The sequence below is a fragment of the Streptomyces sp. NPDC037100 genome (assembly GCF_055606225.1).
In genome coordinates, this window is sequence record NZ_JBVJSX010000001.1 from 925934 (window position 1) to 949141 (window position 23208).

Annotated in this window: 23 protein-coding genes; 10 read left to right on the forward strand and 13 right to left on the reverse strand. The window is 70.5% G+C overall.

What is annotated here, in order from left to right; translation table 11 throughout:
• Positions 1-18 precede the first annotated feature (18 nt).
• The 6 genes from ACZ7EG_RS04230 to ACZ7EG_RS04255 all read right to left on the reverse strand — a co-directional run bounded on the left by ACZ7EG_RS04230 (position 19) and on the right by ACZ7EG_RS04255 (position 4913).
• On the reverse strand, positions 19-1056 hold the full coding sequence (locus ACZ7EG_RS04230; RefSeq protein ID WP_471071970.1) for a glycoside hydrolase family 6 protein: 1038 nt from the start codon (positions 1054-1056) through the stop codon (positions 19-21).
• A 338-nt stretch (positions 1057-1394) separates the two neighbouring features.
• Positions 1395-2072 carry a class F sortase gene (locus ACZ7EG_RS04235; protein WP_471071973.1) on the reverse strand — a complete coding sequence of 226 codons (678 nt, stop codon included), beginning with the start codon at positions 2070-2072 and terminating at the stop codon, positions 1395-1397.
• 2 nt (positions 2073-2074) lie between these two features.
• The gene (locus ACZ7EG_RS04240) at positions 2075-2749 is read right to left on the reverse strand and encodes a hypothetical protein (protein ID WP_471071976.1); all 675 of its coding nucleotides are present in this window, start codon (positions 2747-2749) and stop codon (positions 2075-2077) included.
• 120 nt (positions 2750-2869) lie between these two features.
• Positions 2870-3649 carry an HAD-IIA family hydrolase gene (locus ACZ7EG_RS04245; RefSeq protein WP_471071979.1) on the reverse strand — a complete coding sequence of 260 codons (780 nt, stop codon included), beginning with the start codon at positions 3647-3649 and terminating at the stop codon, positions 2870-2872.
• A gap of 108 nt (positions 3650-3757) precedes the next feature.
• Positions 3758-4582 carry a hypothetical protein gene (locus tag ACZ7EG_RS04250; protein ID WP_471071982.1) on the reverse strand — a complete coding sequence of 275 codons (825 nt, stop codon included), beginning with the start codon at positions 4580-4582 and terminating at the stop codon, positions 3758-3760.
• Positions 4583-4697: 115 nt separating this feature from the next.
• A complete protein-coding gene (locus tag ACZ7EG_RS04255) occupies positions 4698-4913 on the reverse strand; it encodes a hypothetical protein (RefSeq protein ID WP_471071984.1) in 216 nt (71 codons plus the stop codon).
• A gap of 121 nt (positions 4914-5034) precedes the next feature.
• Here ACZ7EG_RS04255 and ACZ7EG_RS04260 point away from each other — a divergent pair, with 121 nt between their 5' ends.
• Positions 5035-5826, forward strand: coding sequence for a TetR/AcrR family transcriptional regulator (locus ACZ7EG_RS04260; RefSeq protein WP_471071987.1), 792 nt, complete (start codon positions 5035-5037; stop codon positions 5824-5826).
• On the opposite strand, the gene ACZ7EG_RS04265 is transcribed toward ACZ7EG_RS04260, so the two are convergent.
• Positions 5784-7217, reverse strand: coding sequence for an ROK family transcriptional regulator (locus ACZ7EG_RS04265; protein WP_471071990.1), 1434 nt, complete (start codon positions 7215-7217; stop codon positions 5784-5786). The two genes, ACZ7EG_RS04260 and ACZ7EG_RS04265, sit on opposite strands and share 43 nt — an antisense overlap.
• 251 nt (positions 7218-7468) lie before the next feature.
• On the opposite strand from ACZ7EG_RS04265, the gene ACZ7EG_RS04270 reads away from it, so the two are divergent.
• From ACZ7EG_RS04270 to ACZ7EG_RS04280, 3 genes are all read left to right on the forward strand, one after another.
• Entirely contained in the window at positions 7469-8560 is a 1092-nt protein-coding gene (locus ACZ7EG_RS04270) for a Gfo/Idh/MocA family protein (protein WP_471071993.1), read from the forward strand.
• Positions 8557-9078, forward strand: a complete 522-nt coding sequence (locus ACZ7EG_RS04275) for a heme-degrading domain-containing protein (protein ID WP_471071996.1) — start codon at positions 8557-8559, stop codon at positions 9076-9078. The genes ACZ7EG_RS04270 and ACZ7EG_RS04275 overlap by 4 nt, the downstream gene beginning before the upstream one ends.
• A 98-nt stretch (positions 9079-9176) precedes the next feature.
• On the forward strand, positions 9177-10043 hold the full coding sequence (locus ACZ7EG_RS04280) for an LLM class F420-dependent oxidoreductase (protein WP_471071999.1): 867 nt from the start codon (positions 9177-9179) through the stop codon (positions 10041-10043).
• A 139-nt stretch (positions 10044-10182) separates the two neighbouring features.
• Here the strand turns inward: ACZ7EG_RS04280 and ACZ7EG_RS04285 are convergent, their stop codons facing one another.
• The 3 genes from ACZ7EG_RS04285 to ACZ7EG_RS04295 form a co-directional block, all read right to left on the reverse strand.
• Entirely contained in the window at positions 10183-11040 is an 858-nt protein-coding gene (locus ACZ7EG_RS04285) for a fumarylacetoacetate hydrolase family protein (protein WP_471072002.1), read from the reverse strand.
• 145 nt (positions 11041-11185) lie between these two features.
• Entirely contained in the window at positions 11186-11896 is a 711-nt protein-coding gene (locus ACZ7EG_RS04290; RefSeq protein WP_471072005.1) for a YidC/Oxa1 family membrane protein insertase, read from the reverse strand.
• A gap of 91 nt (positions 11897-11987) precedes the next feature.
• A complete protein-coding gene (locus ACZ7EG_RS04295; protein WP_366718706.1) occupies positions 11988-12299 on the reverse strand; it encodes a DUF6412 domain-containing protein in 312 nt (103 codons plus the stop codon).
• Between the two features lie 224 nt (positions 12300-12523).
• Between ACZ7EG_RS04295 and ACZ7EG_RS04300 the strand changes: the two genes are divergently transcribed.
• The 5 genes from ACZ7EG_RS04300 to ACZ7EG_RS04320 all read left to right on the forward strand — a co-directional run bounded on the left by ACZ7EG_RS04300 (position 12524) and on the right by ACZ7EG_RS04320 (position 18395).
• Complete coding sequence (locus ACZ7EG_RS04300; RefSeq protein WP_471072010.1) at positions 12524-13999, forward strand: glycoside hydrolase; 1476 nt, start codon at positions 12524-12526, stop codon at positions 13997-13999.
• A gap of 120 nt (positions 14000-14119) precedes the next feature.
• Positions 14120-15136 carry an SEC-C domain-containing protein gene (locus ACZ7EG_RS04305; RefSeq protein ID WP_471072013.1) on the forward strand — a complete coding sequence of 339 codons (1017 nt, stop codon included), beginning with the start codon at positions 14120-14122 and terminating at the stop codon, positions 15134-15136.
• A 501-nt stretch (positions 15137-15637) separates the two neighbouring features.
• Positions 15638-16039 (forward strand): very short patch repair endonuclease, encoded by a 402-nt coding sequence (locus ACZ7EG_RS04310; RefSeq protein WP_471072469.1) that lies wholly within the window; start codon positions 15638-15640, stop codon positions 16037-16039.
• The gene (locus ACZ7EG_RS04315) at positions 16036-17031 is read left to right on the forward strand and encodes a DNA cytosine methyltransferase (protein WP_471072016.1); all 996 of its coding nucleotides are present in this window, start codon (positions 16036-16038) and stop codon (positions 17029-17031) included. Before ACZ7EG_RS04310 ends, ACZ7EG_RS04315 begins: the two co-directional genes overlap by 4 nt.
• 11 nt (positions 17032-17042) lie before the next feature.
• Positions 17043-18395, forward strand: coding sequence for a DNA cytosine methyltransferase (locus tag ACZ7EG_RS04320; protein WP_471072019.1), 1353 nt, complete (start codon positions 17043-17045; stop codon positions 18393-18395).
• Positions 18396-18411: 16 nt separating this feature from the next.
• Here the strand turns inward: ACZ7EG_RS04320 and ACZ7EG_RS04325 are convergent, their stop codons facing one another.
• From ACZ7EG_RS04325 to ACZ7EG_RS04335, 3 genes are read right to left on the reverse strand one after another with little or no spacing between them, the layout of a single operon-like run.
• A complete protein-coding gene (locus ACZ7EG_RS04325; protein ID WP_471072022.1) occupies positions 18412-19290 on the reverse strand; it encodes a DUF6339 family protein in 879 nt (292 codons plus the stop codon).
• Positions 19287-20279 (reverse strand): hypothetical protein, encoded by a 993-nt coding sequence (locus ACZ7EG_RS04330; RefSeq protein WP_471072025.1) that lies wholly within the window; start codon positions 20277-20279, stop codon positions 19287-19289. Before ACZ7EG_RS04330 ends, ACZ7EG_RS04325 begins: the two co-directional genes overlap by 4 nt.
• A gap of 2 nt (positions 20280-20281) precedes the next feature.
• Positions 20282-22426 (reverse strand): helix-turn-helix transcriptional regulator, encoded by a 2145-nt coding sequence (locus tag ACZ7EG_RS04335; protein ID WP_471072028.1) that lies wholly within the window; start codon positions 22424-22426, stop codon positions 20282-20284.
• A gap of 542 nt (positions 22427-22968) precedes the next feature.
• Here ACZ7EG_RS04335 and ACZ7EG_RS04340 point away from each other — a divergent pair.
• On the forward strand, positions 22969-23175 hold the full coding sequence (locus ACZ7EG_RS04340) for a hypothetical protein (protein WP_471072031.1): 207 nt from the start codon (positions 22969-22971) through the stop codon (positions 23173-23175).
• Positions 23176-23208 lie beyond the last annotated feature (33 nt).

Genomic DNA, 23208 nt, shown 5'->3' on the forward strand with positions numbered 1-23208 from the left:
CCGCCCGGGCCGGCCGGGTCAGCCGGTGGCCTTCGCCAGCTTCAGCGCGTAGTCCGCCCACCACTGGCCCGCCTTCGGGCCGCCCTTGCACTCGCCGTCCGACTCGCCGGGCCGCTTCACCCACAGGTACGCGTCGACCAGCGGGTCCGCCGTCTTCGTCGTCGGGGTCTCCCCGAGGGAGCGGCCCGGCGGGTTGCACCAGCGCTCGTCGGGCTTGCCGTCGTTGTAAGGGCCCTTGCCGTTGCGGCTGGTGTCGATGACGAAGTGCTTGCCGCCGACCTTGGCGGAGAGCCGCTTGCCGTAGGCGATGGAGTCGTCGGTGGAGTAGAAGTTGGAGACGTTGACCGAGAAGCCGTCGGCCTTCTCGATACCGGCCCACTTCAGCGGCTCGAAGATCTGGTCGGGGTTCTGCCAGCCGGCGTTGCCCGCGTCCAGGTAGACCTTCGTGTTCTTCAGCGACTTCAGCTTGGTGACGGCGCCCTTGAGGAGGTCGTAGCGCTCCTCGTGGAACTGCTCCGGGGTGCAGCCGTCGACCAGGTGCAGCAGGGCGTCCGGTTCCAGGACGACCGTGGCGGGCCGGTCGCCGATGCCCGCGGCGACGCCGTCGAGCCACTCGCGGTAGGCGTTGCCGTCGGCGGCGCCGCCCTGCGAGTACTGGCCGCAGTCGCGGTGCGGGATGTTGTAGAGGACGAGCAGGGCCGTGCGACCGGCCTTGTCGGCGGCCTCGGTGAAGCCCCGGGTCTGCTCCTGCGGGTCGTCCGGGCCGACCCACTCGGCGACCGGCTGCTCGGCGATCTTGCGGATCTGCTCGGCGTCCTGCTTCTTGCCCGACTTCTCCAGGGCGGCGACCTCCCGGGCCGCCGTCCCGTCCGGATTGACCCAGAAGGGGGCCTTTTCCTTGGGCTGTTGGGTGATCCCGGCGCCCGTGTCGCCACGCTCGTCCGATCCGTCTCCTCCATCGGAGGAGGAACACCCCGTCACCAGCAGTGCCGCCCCCAGCACCACTGCGGACATCCGCCTCCTGGCGAACGCCCCGGCCCCCCTGCTGCCGTACATCCAACTCCCCCTTGGGTGCACCGTTCCAAGTCTCAATCCTGACATACGTCCCGCGACGCCCACGAGGCGAACCCCGCCGACGCGATGACGCAGCGCCACCGTATCGGGACGTGGTGTTATCCGACCTCTGGGCCGGGGCGGCCCTTTGGTTCTGAAGTCTTCACAGCACATGCCCGACCTTCGGCCAGAGATTCACCCACCGTGACCCCCGTGGCCTCCCGCGCAGCTCGCCGGGTCACTCCCGCAGCCCGCGCGCGGTCGAGGACCGGCCCGGTCGGCGGCTTCAGGGGGAGCGGGCCGTCGACCGGGCCGGGTGGCCGCACCGTGCCGGGCACTGCCTAGGGGCCGGTTCCCGTCAGGTACGCCGAGACGACCACGTTCGCCGTGTAGCTGCGGGTCGTACGGTCGAAGCTGCCGCCGCAGGTGACCAGCCGCAGTTCGGCCCGGCCCGATTCGCGCGGCCCGTAGGCCTGGTGGGCGTCGAAGCGGTCGCGGGTGAGGACCTGGACGGACTCGACGGTGAACTCGGCGATCCTGGCGTCGGCCCGGACCACCCTGATCGTCTGGCCCGGCCGCATGGCACTGACCTTGTAGAAGACGGCGGGCCGGGACTCGGTGTCGACATGACCGACCATCAGCGCGGTACCGGGCGCCCCGGGCGCGACCCCGCCGGCGTACCAGCCGACCACGCCCGGCTGGTCGTACGGCGGTGGGTCGAGCGCCCCGCGTGCGTCGAGACCGCGCGCCACCACGGGGGCCTGGACGCCGAGCCCGGGGATGTCGACGCGCTGCGGCAGCGCGTCGCCCAGCGGGCGGTGTTCCGGCGGCAGCTTGATGTCCGGGGGCCGCCCGGCCGCCGCCATGTCGCCCGTGGTGGGCGCCGAGATGCCGTGCCGCATCTCGGTGACCTCGCGGCCCCACAGCCACAGCCCGAGCAGCAGCACGACCCAGGCCATGCCGGTCAGCAGGCGGCCGGTGCCCGAGAAGCGTCTCTGAACGTGATCGCGATCGTGCATCGTCAGTCCGTCCCGCGGCCCCGGCGGACACCGCGCAGCGCGAGGACCACCGCCGCGGCCGCCCCCACGAGCACGAGTCCGGTCACCCCCTGCGCCGCACCGGGACCGGCGCCGCGCTCCTCGGCGGCGAGGGAATCGGCGGCACCGCCTCCACCCGCCCGGACGGGGGCGACGGGCGAGGCGGGTGCGCCGGGCCGGCGGGAGGGGAGCGCCTCCTCGCCGCCGCCGGGCGCGGACGACTGTCCGCCCTCGGGCAAGGGCGGCCGGCCGCCCTTGCCGGGGGCGGGCGGCTGGCCACCGGCTCCGGGCACGGCGGCCGACGGGGCCACGGGGGGTCCCGCCTCGCCGTCCCGGACGGTGAACGTGCCGGTCCGACGCGTGGCACCGCAGGTGACCCGCACGGCGTACGAACCCGCCTTGAGCGTGGAGCGGACGCGGCTGTCGCCGACGAGCTCGTCGGCGCCTGCGACGGTGAGCCGCGCGTCCGCGACGAACGCCGCCGAGGCGGCCACGGCCGTTCGCTGGGCACAGCCGGTCACGCGGAGCGTGACGTCACTGCCGGGGGCGGGGCGCGCCGGGGTCACCGAGACACTCCCCGCGTCCACCGCGTAGGCCGCCGGTGTGAGGGCGACGACGGCCAGGACGCTCGTACAGACAGTGACTCTCAGGGAACCCATCGTGAACCTCCAGTTGCCTGGAGCCTCCCCCGCCCGGTGGGCCGCCGCATCCTCAGGGACGCGGCGGCTGCTCCGTACGGGTGACCTGGGGTTTGAGCCCGCCAGCCGCCGGGCCGGGCGTCAGACCCGGTCGACGAGGTCCGCGATCGAGTCCAAGACCTGCGACGGCCGGTACGGGAAGTCCTCGACCTGTTCGGGCCGGGTCAGGCCGGTGAGCACCAGGAACGTCTGCATCCCGGCCTCCATGCCGGCCAGCACGTCGGTGTCCATGCGGTCGCCGATCATCGCGCTGGTCTCGGAATGCGCCCCGATGGCGTTCAGCCCGGTCCGCATCATCAGCGGGTTGGGCTTGCCCGCGAAGTACGGCTTCTTGCCGGTCGCCTGGGTGATCAGCGCGGCCACCGCGCCGGTCGCGGGCAGCGGTCCCTCGGTGGAGGGGCCCGTCTCGTCGGGGTTGGTGCAGATGAACCGGGCGCCGCCGAGGATGAGCCGCACCGCCTTCGTCATGGCCGTGAAGGAGTACGTACGGGTCTCGCCCAGGACGACGTAGTCCGGCTCGTGGTCGGTCAGGATGTAGCCGATGTCGTGCAGCGCGGTGGTCAGCCCGGCCTCGCCGATGACGTACGCCGATCCGCCCGGCCGCTGGTCGTCCAGGAACTGAGCGGTGGCCAGGGCCGAGGTCCAGATGGACTCGATCGGCACCTCCAGACCCATGCGGCGCAGCCGGGCGTGCAGGTCGCGCGGGGTGTACATCGAGTTGTTGGTGAGGACCAGGAAGGGTTTCCCGGACTCGCGCAGCTTCTTCAGGAAGGCGTCTGCGCCGGGGATCGGCACGCCCTCGTGGATGAGCACACCGTCCATGTCGGTGAGCCACGATTCGATGGGCTTGCGGTCTGCCATGTGCGGGATCTCCTGCCGTACGCGGTCCAGCGTGCGACCCAGCCTAGACAGTGGCGGGATCTTGCGGAACGGTCCGCGTACGGCGTCCCGACTGGCGGGACGGCCTGCCTAGGGTCCTTCCGGTGAATCTCCGCGGCGGCGGCGTGCGACGAGCAGTGCCGCGCCGCCGGCGAGCAGCAGGACCGCGGTGGCCGCGGCGACCCGGGTGCCGGCGCCGGTCCGGGCCAGTTCCTCCGCGAACGGGAAACGGTCCTCGCGGGGCGGGACGGAGGCCTCGGGGTCGGGGCGCGATTCCGTACCCGTGTCGGTGTCGGTGTCGGTGTCCGTGTCGGTGTCCGTGTCGGTGCCGGTCCCCGACCCGCCGTCGTCGATGCGGAACCGGTAGTCGTTCGACTGCCCGACCCAGTCGCCGTCGTCGTCGTGCCGCTGCACGACCGCGGCGTTGGCCGTGACCTCGTTGGGCACGGCGTCCGAGGTGAGCGTGAGCCGCACCTTCACGGTGACGGTGTCGCCCGGTCCGACGGTGAACCCGGCGAAGCCGTCCTCCTCGTCGGCGAACGCCCCGACGAGTTCGTCCTCTCCGGTCTTCTCGAACCGCACGGGGTGGGCGTGCGCCCCCTCGAAGAACTCGAGGCGGGGCTGGGACGGCTCCAGGGCCCGTTTGCCGTCGACGAGCACGACGACGGGGTGGATCCCTGTGCAGGTCCGGTCGGTCGTGTTGGTCAGGTCGACGGACCAGGTCCCGAATCCGCCACCGGCCGTGTAGGAGTCCGGGCCGCCGTGGATGCGGGTGGTGAGCGGGAAGGTGTGGTCGTCGGGCGCGGCACAGGCGGGCGGCGGGGCCTTCGCGTGCGCCGGATGAGCACCGGGAAGCAGGACGGCAGCCGCCGCTGCCGCCGCCAGGCACAAGTGAGCGGGCGTGCAAAGTCGCATGATGATGTGACATTCCGAGCGGAGAGGCTCATGAGACGACACCGCCGCGAACCGGCCCCGAACGGCGGCGCGGATCCGCCCGGTCGGCGGACAGGGCCTGACGGCGGCCCGGGCCTCAGCGGCGCCCCAGGGCCTTCGCGCGGGTGTGGGCCCAACTCGCGAGGACGACGCCGATCGCGGTGAGGACCGCGTAGGTCACCAGCAGTGGGACGAAGCCGCCGGGCAGTGCGCCCAGGAGGCCTCGCTCGTCGTCGATGAGGAGCCGGGCGAGCCCCTGGACGCACACCGCCAGCAGCAGCATGCCGAAAACCTGCAAGACGTCGTACTTCACCGGCCTCCCTTTCCGTGGCGCGTGACGTTACGAACGTATCAATCGACGTCAGCGAATCCGCCCCTTATAGCTGGCAATCCTGCACTTACGTCACACTTTCTCAACGCGCTATCGTGAAACAGTGCGTGACGAAAGAAAGCGGGCCTGCCCGGTGTGCGGCACGGCTCTTGCCCGTCCGGGCCGGGGCCGTCCCCCCGTCTACTGCTCCCGGAGCTGCCAGGCCCGGGCCTACCGCCGCCGCAGGCAGCCGCTGCCCGAGCCCGGCACACCCCCTGCGTCCCGGCCGACGGACGTCGCAGCGCGGCAGCGTCGCCGGATCGCTGAGGCGGTGTGGCGGATCGCCGCCGGGCAGGGCCTGGACGCGGCGAGCATGCGCAGGATCGCGGTGGAGGCTGGGGTGTCACTGCGGGTCGTGCAGTACCACTTCGACTCCAAGCACGCCCTCCTGGTCGCCGCGCTGCGCCTGCTGCACGAGGAGAACGAGCGGCTGGCCCGGGCGCGCATCCCGTACGACATGACGGACCCCTGCGCGCTGCTGCGGGCGGTGCTGGACGAGTTCCTGCCGCTGGACGGGCAACGCACCTTCGCGCTGCGCGTGTTCACGGCGTACTACGCGCGCAGTCTGACCGATCCCGAACTCGCGGCGGTCTTCCTGGCGGCCGAGCAGCCATTGGAAGGGCTCGTCGCAGACATCATCGCGGCCGGTGCGGCGGCGGGGAGTACGGCCCCCGGCGTCGACCCGGCTCACGAGGCCGACCTCCTGGTGTCGGGAGCGGTCGGGCTTGGCCTGGACGTCGTGCACGAACGCCGTTCCCTCGCGGGCGTACGAACGGTGCTGGACTACCACCTGGCCAGGATCTTCCCCCCGTCTCAACCGTCCCCGCGCCCGAACACCGGCCCCAGCACCAGCTGAGCCGCCCCCACCGCCACGGCCCCGTCTCCCCCGGCCGTGACGCGTACCGGTACGGCGTCCTGGCCCGTGCGCCGGGCCCTCGCCTCCAGCACCGCGCCGACCCCGCCCACGAAGGCATCCGGCGCCGCCGCCACCGTACGGCCGCCGAGCAGGACGACGTCGATGTCGAGCAGCCCGACGAGGTTCGCCGCACCGGCCCCCAGCACCCGCGCCGCCTCGTCCAGATCTCCGCGCGCCACGGCACCGAGGCACAGGGCCTCGACGCAACCCCGGTCCCCGCAGGTGCAGGGCGGGCCGTCGAGCTGGATCACCTGGTGGCCGAACTCCCCGGCCCCGGTCCTGGCGCCCCGGTGCACGCTGCCGCCGATGACCAGCCCGGCCCCCAGCCCCGTGCCGAGGTGCAGGTACGCGAAGGAGCCGCGCTCACCTCCGGCGGCGAGGCCCAGTGCCGCCGCGTTGGTGTCCTTGTCCACCACGACCGGCACCCCGAACCGCTCGGCCAGCGCCTCACGCAGCGGGAAGCCGTCCCACTCGGCGAATCCGGTCACCCGGTGCAGCACCCCCCGGCCGTGGTCGAGCGGCCCGGGCACCGCGACACCGACCCCGAGCAGGGCCGGATCGAGCCCGGAGAGCCCCTGCGGACAGCCCCCGTCCGCCCCAGCCCGCTCTCGCCGCGAGCCCCCGTCGTCCGCGGCCGGCGCCTGCCGGGAGCCCACCTCCACCCCGGCCGCCTCGCGCCGCGAGCCCCCGTCGCCCCTGGCCGGCCCCCGCCGACAGCCCCCGTCGAGTCCGCCCGGCCCGGGCCGGGCGCCCCGGCCGCCCCCAGCCGGCTCCGCCCGCAAGGCTCCTTCACCCCCGGCCGGCCCCAGCCGACAGCCCCCGTCAAGCCCGATCGGCCCGCGACGGGCGCCCCGGTCGCCCCCGGCCGGCTCCGCCCGCAAGGCTCCTTCACCCCCGGCCGGCCCCTGCCGGGAGGCCCCGTCGCCGTCCCCTGCCCGCAGCACCCCCGCCACCGCCTCCCGCACAGCAGCCAGTACGGCCTCGGACCCCGCCCCCAGATCCAGCGCTGCCCGCCGCTCCCGCACCACGGCCCCCCGCAGGTCCACGAGAACGACCCGCACTTCGTCCCGGTCCAGATGGACCCCGACCGCGTGCCCGGCCTCCGGCACCAGCCGCAGCACGGTGCGCGGCTTCCCCCCGGTCGATGCCCGGCGTCCGGCCTCCGCCGCGAGCCCGTCCTCCCGCAGCCGGGCCGTGATCTTGCTGACGGCCTGCGGGGTGAGCCCGGTCCGCTCGGCGAGTTCGAGGCGGCTGATGCCCTCGTCCCCGGCGGTCCGCAGCAGGTCGAGCACCAGCGCGGCGTTGTGGCTGCGCAGGGAGAGCAGGTTCACCCCGCCGCCCCCCGCGCCGGCCGCACCGGCTGCTCCCGCAGCTCCCGCCCCGGCCGTACAGGCTGCTCCCGCAGCTCCCGCCCCGGCCGTACCGGCTGCTCCCACAGCTCCCGCCCCGGCCGCACCGGCTGCCCTCGCAGCTCCCGCCCTGTGCATGCCGCCCACTCCGCCCGTACGGTCGTCCGCCCTGTCCACGCCCCCATTGTCCCCGGCGCTTGCACTTTGGCAACAGCGTTGCGAAAGTGGGTGGCATGACTGGCACACCCCTCGGCACAGCCCCCGGCTCGCCTCTCCGCGTCGGCCTCGTCGGCTACGGCCTCGCCGGCTCCGTCTTCCACGCCCCGCTGATCGCCGCCACGCAGGGCCTCGCCCTCGACACGGTGGTCACCTCGAACCCGGAACGGCAGCAGCAGGCCCGTGCCGAGTTCCCGGACGTACGTCTCGCCGCCGCGCCGGACGAGCTGTTCGACCGGGCCGCCGAGCTGGACCTGGTCGTCATCGCGTCCCCGAACAAGACGCACGTGCCGCTCGCGACGACCGCGCTGAAGGCCGGTCTGCCGGTCGTGGTCGACAAGCCCGTCGCGGGTACGGCGGCCGAGGCCCGTGCGCTCGCCGCCCTCGCCGAGGAGCGCGGACTGCTCCTCTCCGTCTTCCAGAACCGCCGCTGGGACAACGACTTCCTGACCCTGCGCAAGCTGCTGGACGAGGGCGAGCTGGGCGACGTGTGGCGGTTCGAGTCCCGCTTCGAGCGCTGGCGCCCGAAGCCGAAGGGCGGCTGGCGGGAGTCCGGCGACCCCGCGGAGATCGGGGGTCTGCTCTACGACCTCGGCAGCCACGTCGTCGACCAGGCCCTGGTCCTGTTCGGCCCGGCGGCCTCCGTGTACGCGGAGACGGACATCCGCCGCCCGGGCGCCGAGACCGACGACGACACCTTCATCGCGATCACGCACACCGGCGGCGTCCGCTCCCACCTCTACGTCTCCGCGACGACCGCCCAACTCGGCCCCCGATTCCGCGTCCTGGGCTCCACAGCCGGTTACGTCAAGTACGGCCTCGACCCCCAGGAGGCGGCGCTCCGGGACGGTCTGCGCCCCGGCCCCGGCTGGGGTGCGGAGCCCGAGTCGCTGTGGGGCCGCGTGGGCTCCGGTGAGTCCCCGGTGACCGGCGGCGGACGCGCCGAACCCACCCTCCCGGGCGACTACCCCGCTTACTATGCGGCCGTGGCGAAGGCCCTGTCGGAGGGCGCCCCGAACCCGGTGACCGCGCGGGAGGCGGCCGCCGCCCTGGACGTCCTGGAGGCCGCTCGTCGTTCGGCCCTCGAGAAGGTGACGGTGACCCTGTGACCCACAAGAGCAACCCCTCCCACAGCCAGGGGCTCACCCCGAAGTTCCACCCGGAACTCACCCCGAGCCTGGAAGAGCTGGAGAAGCAGGAACGTGTCCTGGTGTTCCGCCAGTTCACGTACGACGACGCCTGGGCGCTCGGCTCGCTCCTCGTCGAGATGGCCCGGGAACGGCAGGCCCCCGTCGCGATCGACATCCACCGCTCCGGCCAGCAGCTCTTCCACGCGGCACTGCCCGGCTCCACGCCGGACAACGACGCCTGGATCGCCCGCAAGCGCCGGGTGGTCGAGCGCTACGGCTCCGCCTCCTACCTGGTCGGCGCCCGCTTCCGCGCCAAGGGCGGCACGTTCGAGGAGTCCTCGCGCCTCGACCCCGGCACCTACGCGGCCCACGGCGGCTCCTTCCCGATCACCGTCGAGGGCGTGGGCGTGATCGGCGCGGTGACGGTCTCCGGACTGCCGCAACTCGACGACCACCGGATGGTGGTGGAGGCGCTGGAGCGGTTCCTCGACCGCTGAGTCCTTCGCGGAATGAGCGGAGACACCCTCCGGTTGGCACCCGTGTACCCGTGTATCCGTGACCAAGCACGGCGCCCCAACCGGAGGGACCCTCACCGATGACCACCCCCCTGAAGGAGACCCTCGGCCGGTACGGCATCTGGAGCGTGGGCCTGCGCTCCGAGGACCCGGACCGCCGAGGCGAACTCGCCGAGGCCGCCGCCGAACTGGAGGAACTCGGCTACGGCGCCCTCTGGCTGGGCGGCAACAGCTCCGCCGCCAACGCCGCCCCGCTCATCGAGGCGACCTCGAGGATCGGGGTCGGCACCAGCATCCAGAGCATCTGGCAGCACGAGCCGGAAGCCGCCGCGTCGGCCTTCGCGGACCTCGAGTCGTCCCACCCCGGGCGTTTCCTGCTGGGCCTCGGAGTGAGCCACGCCAAGCGGGTGGAGCAGTACGCCCGCCCCTACTCGGCCCTGGTCGGCCACCTCGACGGCCTGGACGCCGCCGGGGTGCCGGAGGACCGCCGGCTGCTGGCCGCCCTGGGCCCGAAGTCGCTGCGGCTGGCCCGCGACCGGGCGGCGGGCTCCATCCCGTACCTGGTCACCCCGGAGCACACGGCGCACGCCCGCGAGATCCTGGGCGAGGCCCCGCTGCTGGCCCCGGAGCTGGGCGTCGTCCCGGAGACGGACCCGGCCCGCGCCCGCGCCCTGGCCCGCGAGTTCCTGGAGATCTACCTCCCCCTGCCGAACTACACCAACAACTTCCTCCGGCACGGCTTCACCGAGGACGACCTGTCGGACGGCGGCAGCGACCGTCTGGTCGACGCCCTGTTCGCCTGGGGCGACGACACGGCGATCCGCACGAAGATCGACGCCTTCTTCGCAGCGGGCGCGGACCACGTCGCCCTCCAGGTCCTGGACGGCGAACCGCGGGACGCCCTCCCGAGGAAGGCCTGGCGCGAGCTGGCAGCCGTGCTGGACTGACGTTCTCCCTGGGGCGCCGCGAGCCGGCAGCCCTGCTGCGCTTACGTCCTCTTCAGGGGCGCGGGGAACTGCGCGACGAGCCACAGACGGCCCGCAGCCGACACGCCGGCGCAGTTCCCCGGTTCTCCCAGCGGAGCGCCTACGCGTCCTTGAACTCCTGCCGCTGCCGCCCGAGTCCCTCGATCTCCAGCTCCACGACATCCCCGGCCCGCAGGAACGGCTTCGGCTCGGGTGCTCCCAGCGCCACCCCCGCCGGCGTCCCGGTGTTGATCACATCGCCCGGGTACAGCGTCATGAACTGGCTGAGGTACCGCACGACCTCCCCGACCGGGAAGATCTGCTCGGCCGTGGTCCCGTCCTGCTTCAGCTCGCCGTTGACCCACAGTTTCAGGGACAGGTCCTGCGGATCCGGTACCTCGTCCGCGGTCACCAGCCACGGCCCCAGGGGATTGAACGTCTCGCAGTTCTTCCCCTTGTCCCAGGTCCCGCCCCGCTCGATCTGGAACTCCCGCTCGGACACGTCATGCGCCACGGCGTACCCGGCGACATGCGCGAGCGCCTCATCGGCGGACTCCAGATACCTGGCCGTACGACCGATGACGACGGCCAGCTCGACCTCCCAGTCGGTCTTGCGGGCCCGGCGCGGCACGAGGACGGTGTCGTGCGGCCCGACCACGGTGTCCGGCGCCTTCATGAAGACGACCGGCTCGGCGGGCGGCTCCGCGCCTGTCTCGCGCGCGTGGTCGTGGTAGTTCAGCCCGATGCAGACGATCTTGCCGATCCGCCCCAGCGGCGGCCCGACCCGCAGCCCCGTGGCGTCCAGTACGGGCAGGTCACCGGCGTCGGCGGCGGCCCGGACCCGGCCGAGCGCCTCCTCGTCGGCGAGCAGCGCTCCGTCGATGTCGGCGACGACGCCCGACAGGTCCCGCAGGGCCCCCTCGGCGTCCAGCAGCGCGGGCCGCTCCGCCCCGGCCGTACCGACTCGCATCAGCTTCATGATCAGTCTCCCTCGATCGCGGGCGCCCGACCGATGCGCGCGACCCGGATGCGGCGGGGCAAAGCCATCGGAGGACCGGCCGATCCTCCAACCCCGCGGTGCACTCCGCAATACCCCGTTCACGTACTGGACCCGGCCCGGCCGGTCACCGGTACAGCACGGCCCGCTCGACGGCACTCCACGTCGTACTGGTGACGACGTACAGCGCGGCGGCCAGCGGTACGACGGCCACGGTGACCAGCGTGAAGAACGACATGAACGGCATCACCCTGCTCACCGCCCCCAGCCCGGGCAACTGCTCCCCGTCACCGGCCCGGGCGGCCGGGTTCGCGGCCATCATGCGCTTGCTGAGCCGGTAGCTGAACGCGGCGACGCACCCGACGACCAGGAACAGCCCGGCGTAGACCAGCCCCGCGCCACTCAGGAGGCCGCCGTCGAGCGCGTCCTCCCACCGCTCCCCGAGCGGTGCGGCGAACAGCTGGTGGCCGAGCAGCCCGTTGGCCTCGCCGCCGATCGTGTCGCTGGAGAACAGGTGGTAGAGCAGGAAGAACGCGGGGATCTGGAGCATCCCCGGCAGGCAGCCGGCCAACGGCGACACCTTCTCCTCGGCGTGCAGCTCCAGCACGGCCTTCTGGAGTTTCTCGGGGTTCTTGCCGTGCTTCTTCCGCAGCTCGGCGATCTTCGGCTGGAGCGCGGTCCTGGCCTTCTGGCCGCGTGCGGCGGCCCGGGACAGGGGGTGGACGAGGAGGCGTACGAGCGCGGTGAACAGGACGATCGCCGCGGCGGCGGCCGAGGCGCCGAACAGCGGCTGGAGCAGGTCGGCGAGGTGCTCGACCAGGTTGGCGAAGACGGACATGGGTGAGCCCTCCGGGGGTCTCGTCGTGCCGGAAGTGGGTCAAAGCGGCATGACGACCCGCGCGGGGTCACTTCAGGTGTGGAGGTGTCCCCTACGCGACGGTCGCCCGGAGGGCGTGACCGGGTGCCCGGGGCCGGGTGCGTCCTCGGGCGTCGGGATCGCGCTGGGGCAGGAAGGCCGTACGCCGGTCCCGGTCGCGGATGGCCGTACGCACCCGCGTGCGCGGCACGGCGGGCGCGCAGCGGGAGGCGACGACGGCGCAGAGCGCGAGGGCGGAAGAGGCCGCGGCGGTGGCGGCGAGGGCGACGGTGGCGGAGAGGCTGCCGGTGTCGAGCAGCGCCACCTCGACGAGCAGGAAGAGCAGCGCGAGGGCCGGACGCAGCGTCGCCCAGCTCCGGTTCATCGGCCGCCCCCTCCTCCCGTACGCGTGTATGCCCTTTCGTTCGTTATACAGGATCACCCTCCGGAAGGGACCGGTGACTTCGTAAACGGGTTTGAAGAAGGTTCGTCAGAACCCTCGACAACCCACACGCCACACCCGATGCTTCTCGTCACCAACCACGGGGACACCCCTGTGACGCCGGGCCGGGGACCGGCGTCTGCCCCCCTCTCCCTTACGGAGGAACCGTGATCCGACGCAGAAGTCTGCTGGCCGCAGCAGGCGGTACGTTCCTCGGCAGCGCCCTGGCGACGGGCACCGCGCACGCGGACGCCACGATCGCCGTCAACCCGTCGACGACGTACGGCACCTGGGAGGGCTGGGGCACCTCCCTCGCCTGGTGGGCCAACGTCTTCGGCGGCCGGGACGACTTCGCCGACCTGTTCTTCACCACCAAGTCCGTGACGTACAACGGCCGTTCCCTTCCCGGTCTGGGCCTCAACATCGCCCGCTACAACCTCGGCGCGTGCAGTTGGAACAGCGTCGGCGGCGAGACGATGGTGAAGTCGCCCAACATCCCCGCCTTCAAGCAGATCGAGGGCTTCTGGCAGGACTGGAACAACGAGGACCCCACGTCCTCGGCGTGGAAGTGGACGGCGGACGCCAACCAGCGAGCGATGCTGGTGAAGGCGACGCAACGCGGCGCGGTCACCGAACTGTTCGCCAACTCCCCGATGTGGTGGATGTGCAGCAACCACAACCCCTCGGGCGCGTCGGGCGGCGGCAACAACCTCCAGACCTGGAACTACCGCCAGCACGCGAGCCACTTGGCGGCGACAGCCCTGTACGCCAAGAACAACTGGGGCGTGAACTTCGCGACGGTCGACCCCTTCAACGAGCCGGCCTCCACCTGGTGGACCGCGACCGGCACCCAGGAGGGCTGCCACATGGACCCGGCGGTCCAGGCGGCCGTCCTCCCGTACATGCGCAGCGAACTGGACAAGCGGGGCCTGACCGGCCTGCGCATAGCGGCCTCGGACGAGACGAACTACGACACGGCCCGCTCCACGTGGTCGTCCTTCAACTCGACCACCAAGGGCCTGGTCTCCCAGGTCAACGTGCACGGCTACCAGGGCTCGGGCGGCCGCCGCGACCTCCTCTACACGGACGTGGTGACCACCTCCCGCAAGAAGCTGTGGAACTCCGAGACGGGCGACAGCGACGGCACGGGCCTGACGATGGCCTCCAACCTCTGCCTCGACTTCCGCTGGCTGCACCCGACGGCCTGGTGCTACTGGCAGGTCATGGACCCGTCGACGGGCTGGGCGATGATCGCCTATGACGCGAACACCCTCCAGCCGACCACCGTCCAGACCAAGCACTACGTGATGGCCCACTTCAGCCGCCACATCCGCCCCGGCATGACGATCCTGCACACGGGCGTGGACTACGCGGTGGCGGCCTACGACGCGACGGCCCGCCGCCTGGTGATCGTCGCGGTGAACACCTCCACCTCGGCCCAGACCCTCGCCTTCGACCTCTCCCGCTTCGCGACGGTGACGGGCGGCTCCGGGGGCCTGGTCCCGCGCTGGAACACGGTCACGACGGGCGGCGGCGACCTCTACACGGCACGCTCGGACATCCGCCTCAGTGGCAAGTCGGTGAGCGTCCCATTCACCGCGAAGTCGGTCCAAACGCTGCAGGTGGACAACGTGACGCTGTAGCCGGACTCGGCGACGGTTCGGAGCGAACCGTAAAGCCCTGGTGATGAGCGTGAGAGTCGGCCGGGGGTCTGGCCTGCGCATCTCTCACGCTCGTCACCTCCCGGCAGTACGGTGTCCCCCATGCGCCCCGACACGCCTGCCGAAAACGTCGACCACACCGCCGAGGCGGCACGCCTGGAGCGGACCGCCGGCCTGTATCCCGAGGACGCCGAGGCCCTGCTGCTGCGGGCGGCGGCCCATCTGGAGCTCTCCGGCGACCGCCCCAACGCGACCACCCTCTACGACCGCCTGCTGTCCTCCCCCGACGGCCTGGAGAACCCCCACCTGGTACGGGCGCTCAAGGCCTCGAACCTCTGGGAGTACGGCCACGAGGCCGAGGCCCGGGCGATCATCGAGGGCGTCCGGGCGGCGTCCCCCAAGGACCCGGCCCCCTGGGTGATCGTCGCGGAGTCCCTGGAGTCCCACGACGAACTGGAAGCGGCCCACGAGACGTTCACGGAGGCCGTGCACCGCCTCCTGACGGACGTCGAGGAGCCCCCCTACGCCACCCACCCCCTTCTCTTCGGCCGCCACCGCGTACGGCGCATGCTCGGCAAGTCCCACGACGAGTGGGACGCCCTGGCGGACTCGGTCCACTCCCTCCCGATCACCCTGGACGAACTCCACGACCCCAAGCGCGTGTGGTCCCTGGGCTCGGAGAACCCAGCGGAACTGGAGGCGGAGATCCTCCGCCTCCGAGCGGAACTGGGCGCGTACCGGGAGGCCCTCTCCCGCCCCTTCCCGGTGGCGATCCTGCACTGGCCGGCGGACGAGCTCACGGAACTCTTGGAGGCATATCCGTCACTGTCGACGGAGTACCCCTCCCACGGCGAGCACCTGGCCTCGATAGAGCAGTCCCTGCGCGAACTGTCCTCCTCCGGCACCCCGAACCTGGGCATCGTCACGGGCACGGTCCCGTCGTACGAGGCCTTCGCAGCATCGGAACTCTCCTCCCCGACCGACGCGACACTGCTTCCCCAGTACGCAACGACCCTGGCGGCGAGGGGGCGGGCTGTGGCTTGGCCGCCGCAGCAGGGGGCGGCTTGCTGGTGCGGGTCGGGGCGGATGTACGGCGAGTGCCACGGCAGCACGGCCTGAGATCCCACTGCCCTTGATCAAGGAGGACCGCCGGCCAGGCGCCGCTGACCCGACCCGGCGTGCGCGGAACCGCTGACGCGCCCGTCACGCCGGGCACCTGCACAGCGCGCGGCGCCGCCACCGACCCTAGGCCCCCGCTCCCCCGGGCCGCCCGCTCGCTTCTCTCCCGTGCCGGAGCGGCCCGGGTCAAGGGTGGCCCGCAGGGCCATCGGCGCCAGCCGACGCGGAACGCAGCGCAGCGGAGTGAAGCGCCCTTGAGGCGGGGCGCGGAAGCGCGACACTGGCAGGAAGCGGGCAGCCCGACAGCCCGAAAACGATCAGCTTGCGGCAAAGGCCCTTCGTATGTCGGTGGCTACTGCTAGAACTGACCGCATCGCCATGAGTGATCGGGTATGGATCGGCTCATGCCCGGAAGCAGCCATCATCGACCGTGACGACATGCATGCGTGAGGCTCGACAGTGAACAGCGTGACGCCTTCGTCTCCCGGCGTCTCGGCCCGCATGAAAAGGCAGGCGAGCAAGGACACGGCCGTCGAGCTGGCCGTGCGGCGGCTGCTGCACGCGGCCGGGATGCGGTACCGCGTGGAATATCCCGTGCCGGGCCTGCCCAGACGGCGTATCGACGTGGCGTTCCCCCGGGCCAAGGTCGCGGTCCTCATCGACGGCTGCTTCTGGCACGGCTGCCCCCAGCACGCCACTCACCCGAAGGCCAACGCGGACTGGTGGCGCACCAAGTTGGACCGGAACATGGCCCGCGACCGGGAGACGACGGAGCATCTGCTCGCAGCGGGGTGGACGGTGCTGCGGTTCTGGGAGCACGAAGCTCCCGAAGAAGTAGCGGTACGGGTGGCGGCAGCCGTGCAGCGACGTCGGTCGGAACGAACAAGGGGGAAAGAAAAGTGAGCGGACTCACCTTCGTAGATGTGTGCTCGGGGGCAGGTGGACTTGCTCTCGGTCTGGAGCGGGCGGGGTTCAAACCGCGTCTTCTGCTGGACGACGATGTTCCCGCCGTCACGACTCTGCGGACCAATCGGCCGCTGTGGAACGTGCTGCACACCGACCTGCTGGACTTCGATCCCGCCGAGCACCCGGTGAGCTACGACGTGGATCTCCTCGCGGCGGGTCTGCCACGGGTGAAGTCGAATGCGACCGTCGGGCGAGCGGACTCCGGTATGGAGGAGCGGCTGTTGGAGGCCGCTGTCTACCTCGTGCACGCGATCAGGCCTCGAGCTGTGCTCATAGAGAACGTTCCCGGGCTCGCTGACGCGGACGACTATCAGCCGTTCCGTGACTTCGCCCGGGCCGAACTCGCCCACTTAGGGTACGAATTCAGCTGGTTTGTCATGAATGCCGTTGATTTCGGCGTTCCGCAAAGCCGCAAGCAGGGCGTCCTGGTGGCCGTCGAACGGGATCGGGCCCAAGCGTTCCGACCGCCCTCGCCTACCGTGCTGGAGCCGACGACGGTCGGTGCCGCTCTGGGGCCGTCCATGGCCTCGCGCGGTTGGCAGGACGCCGCCCGCTGGGCCGCCCAAGCCGACCAACCGGCTCCGACGCTGGTCGGAGGGTCGAAGAATCGGGGTGGCGCCGACCTGGGACCGACCGGAGCCAAGCGCAAGTGGGCGACCATGGGCGTCAACGCTCACACGCTGGGTGACACGGTCCCCGGCCCTGAGTTCATTTGGGATCCCGAACTCGGCAGGGACAACATGGTGAAGATCACGGTTGAACAGGCGGCCCTACTTCAGGGGTTTCCCGTCTCCTGGGAGATCGCCGGGCTCAAGACCGCCCGCTACCGCCAGATCGGCCACGCGACCCCGCCGCCCGTCGGAGAGGCGCTGGGACGGGCCTTCGCCGAAGCACTGGAGGGCGGGCCGGCAGTGTCCGCGGCCGGCTAGACTTCCGCCACATGACCAGCGCGGCGCCACACCAGTCCATCCTCGACAAGCCCTTTGTCCTGGATCTCTTCGCGGGGCCCGGAGGGCTGGATGTCGCAGGACAAGCACTCGACATCCCGAGTCTCGGCATCGAGTGGGACAGAAGCGCGTGTCTGACACGGTACGCGGCCGGACTGGACACCCTCCACGCCGACGTAAGCGCGGTCCGCCGGGAAACGTTCGAATCGTTGCCGCCGGAGATCAACGTGCTCGCCGGCGGCCCACCGTGTCAGACGTACTCGGTGGCCGGGAGCGGCGCCGGCCGCAAGGCCCTGGAGGAGGTCAAGGGCTACATCGAACGACTCATGGCTGGCGACTCCGACCAGGAGATCGACAAGGAACTCAAGAAGCTCAGCGATCCGCGCACCGCCTTGGTCCTCGAACCCCTCCGGTACGCGATCCAGGCGACCAGGAGCCCGAACCGCGGCAACCGACCGTACGACGTCATCGTTCTGGAACAGGTCCCCGCGGTCGAGGCGCTCTGGCACCACTACGCCTTGGTGTTGGAGAACACCGGTCTCCCCGATGGCACCAAGTACAAGGTCGTCGTCGATGTCCTCGACACCGAGACCTACGGAGTGCCGCAGACGCGCTCCCGAGCCGTACTGATCGCTCGTCGTGACGGGCTCGGTGAGCCCGCGCTGCCCGCGCCGACCCACCACGCCTACGAAGCGAAGGAGTGGAATCGCAGGAACGAAAGGATCTCGGCTCAGACCCATCAGCCGACCCTTGACGAGGAGAGCGCCCCGGAGCCTCAAGAACGCCGGGAGGAGGACGAGCGGGAACAGTGGACGTCCATGGGCAAGGCATTGGCCGGCCCGGTGGGTACGCACCCGGGGCGCAAGACACCCTTCCTGGTTCGCTCGAACTACGGTAGCTCCGGAAACCCAGGGCGCCGCGGCGTACGGACCGACCGGCAGCCCGCCGCCACCGTCACCGGCCGCATCTCCCGATTCGTGGTCTTTGAACACCTTGATGACAACATCGTCTACGAGGGCCCTCGCTTCAGCATGAACGAGGCGGGAATGCTGCAGAGTTTCCCGCCCGACTACCCCTGGTCCGGTACGGCACAGGCCCAGCAAGTGGGTAATGCCGTACCTCCCCTCTTCGGCGCACACCTGCTGAGCGCCGCGCTCGGTCTTCCCGCGCCGACCCCTGACGCGCTGAGGACACCGTGGCAGCCGGCCACGGAGGAACAGCGCGCCAAGCTACGGAGCCAGGGGTGCGGGGCGGCGGACGACTGCACCGCCCGCTGCCCGCGCCCTGAGGATCAGGCGCCGCCCAGCTCGGTCTCGCGCCCGCGCAAGAAGAAGTCCCCGCGGTAGCTCAAGGGCCGCCGGATCAGTCCTCGTTCTTCCTGCCCCTGACCGGCGCTGTCTCGAACAACTCGGCAAAGTAGTTGGTGAGTTCGGCCACGGACCTCTCCGGCACCGGGTCCTCGTCAGGCCCCTCCGGGAGTGCGTGCCGTGCCACCGGCGGCGCTGTGTCCGCCTCAGCGATCCACTCGCGCAAACGGGTGGGGTCCCTGGGCTCGTCCGGTGCGAGAGCGTCATACGTCAGGGTCGCTCCCGCCGTATTGATCGCCACGCTGAGCCCGTTGACCTCTCGGCCGGTAGTCACTTGCCCGCTTTTCAGGAGGCGGACGAGTGCCTGAGCAGTGGGACGGTGGTCGATCAGCTCCATCCGGAGGACAGTGTGGATGAGGTCCTGATTCCCGCAAGCGACCTCGACGGGCTCGTAGTCAGGACCGTTCCGGAAGAGTTCAGCCGCCCACCACAGGCGCGAGAAACACTGACGGTCCGCGGGACCCCGGAAGCGATCCGCTGCGACGCGCCTCACCGGCCTGCTCGCCGTCGCCTCCGACAGGTGACGCCACGCGACGTAATCGGGGGCCACCGCCAGGGCGATGTGATTCCACAGTCGCTTGTCCGCCGCCTCCCGCCGCGTCAGCCGCAGCGTGGCATGCAGTCGCGGCGCGAGCCACGCGTCAGCTCGGGTGCGGTCCTCCTGGAACTCGAACATGGCGTCATCCACCAAGCTGCGGATCGGCTCCGCCGACCATCTGGCGTCGTCCTCAGGAAGCGGCTCGACAACCTTGGCGAGATCGACGCCACCGTGCACCTGCTCCGCTTTGAGCAGCTCCTCGGTGAGGAACGGATCGACGGCCGAGCCGGCGAGCAGCGCCAAGCGGTCCGGTACGTGGTTCGGTTGGGTGATCACGTCTTCTCCCGGTTCATCTGTTCCAGACCGCGGATGGCGTAGGCAAGCGCCTTGGTGGCATCGGCCCGTCGAGCCGCCGCGTAGTGGATCCGGGTCTGTAGCTCTGCCCAGCCCGAATCGCCTGTGCGACGGCGATGGACCTGCCGGAGAGCCTCCTCGACATGCACGCCTGGAACCACGTCAGGGAGCATCTCCCGGAGCACCTCGCCCTGCCAGTCGACCGGGAAGACCGGACCGCCGCCGGGTTCCACCTCCAGATCGCCGATGGCGCCGTGGAACACCGCCGTCCAGACGTCAGCGGCCATCTGAGCGATGAGGAGGTCACGCACCTTGCTGTCCACACCGGTGCCGCTGCTGTCCAGCAATCCGAGGACCCCTTCCACGTCGGTGTTTACAAACACTGTGGGGACCCGGGCCGAAGTGTCCACGATCCAGGGCACGTCGGCGTAGGTGTGCAGCCACTCCCTGGAGCTCTTGCTGAACGATGCCTTCTGAACGTCCAGTTGGAGTCCACGGACCGGCTCCTCGGAGACCGTGTCGATGATCCAACTTCGGTCCGTCTCCGCGATCGCTCGTCCCCGCACTCCGTCCACCGTCCCGACCGCATGCACGGCGAGGGAGGCCCGACTCAAGTGGTTGTCACGGAGTACCTCCAGTGAGCCGGACCAGTCCCGGCCGTCCTCAGCGTCACGTGTGAGGTCTGCGGAGGTGCGGACGTTGGTCTCGCCGTCCGTCAGTACGGCGAGGACGCGCAGGTCGGACCAGGCCGCGTCCGGCGCGTTCGCGCCGGGCGGCAGCGTCGCCGAGAGGCCGATCGTGGCGCTCACCCAGTCGCTGTGGCCGGCGATGCCCAGTGCGACGGCTTGCTGTTGGGTCGAGTAGGAAGTGGTCTCCAGTTGATCCCTGGTGCCGTCGGAGAGCTTGAGGGAGACCGAGGTCACCCGGAGTGCGACCGGCCGGTTGAGTCGCTTGTACGGGTAGAACTTCACCGTCACTCCCCCTTGCCGACACGAAGTTCGACCACGAGGCGGGTGAGCGTGGTCCTGACCGGGTGGCTGGTGACGTCGGTGGAACCTCGGAACTTCGCGCGACGCACGCCCGGTGTGAAGCGCAGGGCCCCGTCCTCCACCTCACAGCCCTCTACGGCCTCGAGTTCCGCCCAGTCCAGCTTCGGGCGGCCTCCGGAGCGCACGTCCATCTGGGCTACCGGCACCATCGGGACGACCTCGTCGCCACGCGGGATACTCACTTCGGCGGTGATCTGCCACTCCCCAGCGTCACCGATCGACGCGTCGAGTCCGTCCAGTACCGGAACCACCGGGCCGGAAGGTGCCTTGGCCTTGGGCCTGGATTTCACGGTCAATGCCTTGCGCAGGGCCTCGCCGCCTTCACGGCTGCCGCGCTTGGGCCGTGCGACGAGTTCCCTCACCGCAGTGTTGACCTCGGTGGTCAGCGTGTTGATCCGCCGATACGCGGAGGGCGACCAGCGCAGGGTCAGTTCCTCCGTCTGTCCCCAGCGGTCGTGCTCAGGCGGTTCTGCCGCACGCAGGAACTCCTCGGCTTCCTTCGCGAAGGGAGCCGATTCCCCGGCAGCCTCCCCCACCAAGAGCACGGCCTGGAAAGGATTGGTCCCGAGCGGCAGGTTCGGAACCCCGACCCTTTTCACGGTCATACGGTTGCCACGCAGCGAGTGCACCTGGTTCTTCGGTGTGTCCTTGTCATTGTCGGCTTCGGTGACCAACAGGACCGCTTGGTGCGTACCGAGTGTGCCGCGGGCGCCCCCGGACAGCGGCAGCCGCAGCGGAACGCTCCGCGCCGCCACCTGCCCGGCTTCGGTGAGCCGATCCACGGTGGTGCCCTCGTAGTGCGCCCGCAGCGCACGGGTTCGGGAGGGTTGCTCGGCAGACGGGTCCACCTGCTCCTCCGCGACGACCACGTCGCCGTTGCGCATGGAGCGGACCGAGACCTCCAGCAGGGGAAGCCTGCTGCCCCCGCCGGTCATCGCCGCCCAGAAATCACGCCCGAGCGCCTCGACCAGACGGCGGTGCATCTTCCGGATGTCGCGCGTGTCCTCGCCGCCGTCCTCATCCGGGGTCTCGCCGTCGGTATCGGACGAGTCGTCCTCGAGGCTGGCCACGTCGTGCGCGCCGACGATGAGGAAGGAAGTACCGGGTTCGTCGCTTTCCCGGGTCAAGTGCAGGCGAGCCACCGTCTCCTCATCCGCCCACCAGGACCGGGCAACCATGGCACCGGGTGAATCGGGGTCGGGGCGTCCGAACCAGGCGGGGCCCGCGTAGGGCTCGCCGCCGACCTCACGCCACGGCAGTTCGAGACGGCCGATGACACGCCTCTCGGTACGCCCCTCATGGGGCTCGGACAGAGTGGAGTTGATGAGCACGAGGCCGAGAGCGCTGGTGGCCCACAACGTGGCCTTGCCCAGCCCGTACGAACCACCCGCGCCATGACCGGACTTGAGGCTTTCGAGTTGGCGCCTGACCACTGCGGCGAATTTGCCGTCCGCGTAGTCGTCGCCGATGAGCCCGGAAGCGTTGTAGTCATCGATCCGTAGCAGGACCAGGCGGCCCTTCTCGTACATGTCGCGCACCCCGGCATCCACGACCCGGCCGACCTTCTGGTTACCGGCGATCTCCGAGACTGCGGAGTAGTGCGGGAAGAGATCGTTCCAGAGAATCGCCTCGCGGAAGGCGTCCAGGGCCTCGCCGGTCAGCTCGTGCAGGGTGTAACGCACACGGACCGGTCGGCCGTTCTCCGTCAGGCGCTCGTCGAGACTGTTCTGGCAGGTCTCGCGTGCGAGGACCTGGACGTCGGCGTCGAACGCGAAGGCCGCGGCATTGCCCAGGTCCCGGCCACCGTCGGGGTAGCCGGGGCGGTGATACCAGGTGACCGGCAGGCCGGCCTGGGTGTCTGTGGTGCGGGTGTGCACCGTGCCGAGGTCTGTGCCCAGCGCCTTGGCGATGTCCTGCATGACGGTCGGGCGGGGGGTCGACCTCCCGGTGATCCATGCGGAGACGGCCGCCCGAGTCAGCTCGAGTTCCTGGGCCAGTTCGGCCTGCGTCTTCCCCGCGAGTTTGAGTTGACGGGCCAGCCAGGGCCCGAACTCCTCACCTGTCTCCACGTGCCACCTGCTCTTCCCCTAGGAACCGCCTGCGACTCCCAGGCGGCTGACTGGGAGGCTAATTTGACACGCTGGACACTGTCAACCAGGAGTTGATCGAACCCGGGCGCCCGGGAGACTTGCGCCGGTGGGTCAATTTGCCCAGTTTTAGGTCTACTTACGCCGTGCTCCACAAGAGGAGCGCCCAACTACCCACTAAAGAGCGGGAGTTGGGGTTGACCCGGAGGCCGACTCTCAATTAATATGAGTCGCGGCGAAGAGTTTCGCCCTGCTCGCTTCCCTAAATGAAATTTGAGGGGTCGGGCGGCAGGCCACACGTATGCCCAAATCGGCATCTAGGACCAAAGTCCACAGGCGTAGCCCAACCTCACACAGGTAGATTCTCATCAAGAGCAAGGCGCTGGCCACACAGTCCCGTAACCTGCTAGCCTAATTTACCAGGGAAACGTTTTACCCAAGATTTCTTGCAATCCATTTTCCACGAGGGGTCAACTGTGCCTTTATATACCCTTGTGCGATACGACGCGACAGGGGGATTTAATATGGACGAGTACTACGGCTACGACTTGGATTCTTCCCGTGGCCTGAGCACGCTCAACTCAGACATCGCACAGGGGGTTGTTGAGCCTAAGGCAGCAGCAGACCTCCTGAGAGGCCACCCGTGCGAAGATGAATTCTTGGAAAGATTCCCTGAGCTGCGGGACTTCATTCAGGAACCTCCCCACGACGACACCGCCCCTGCGGCCTGACCTTCCCAGGCCACTCCGAAAGGTCGGAGCCCT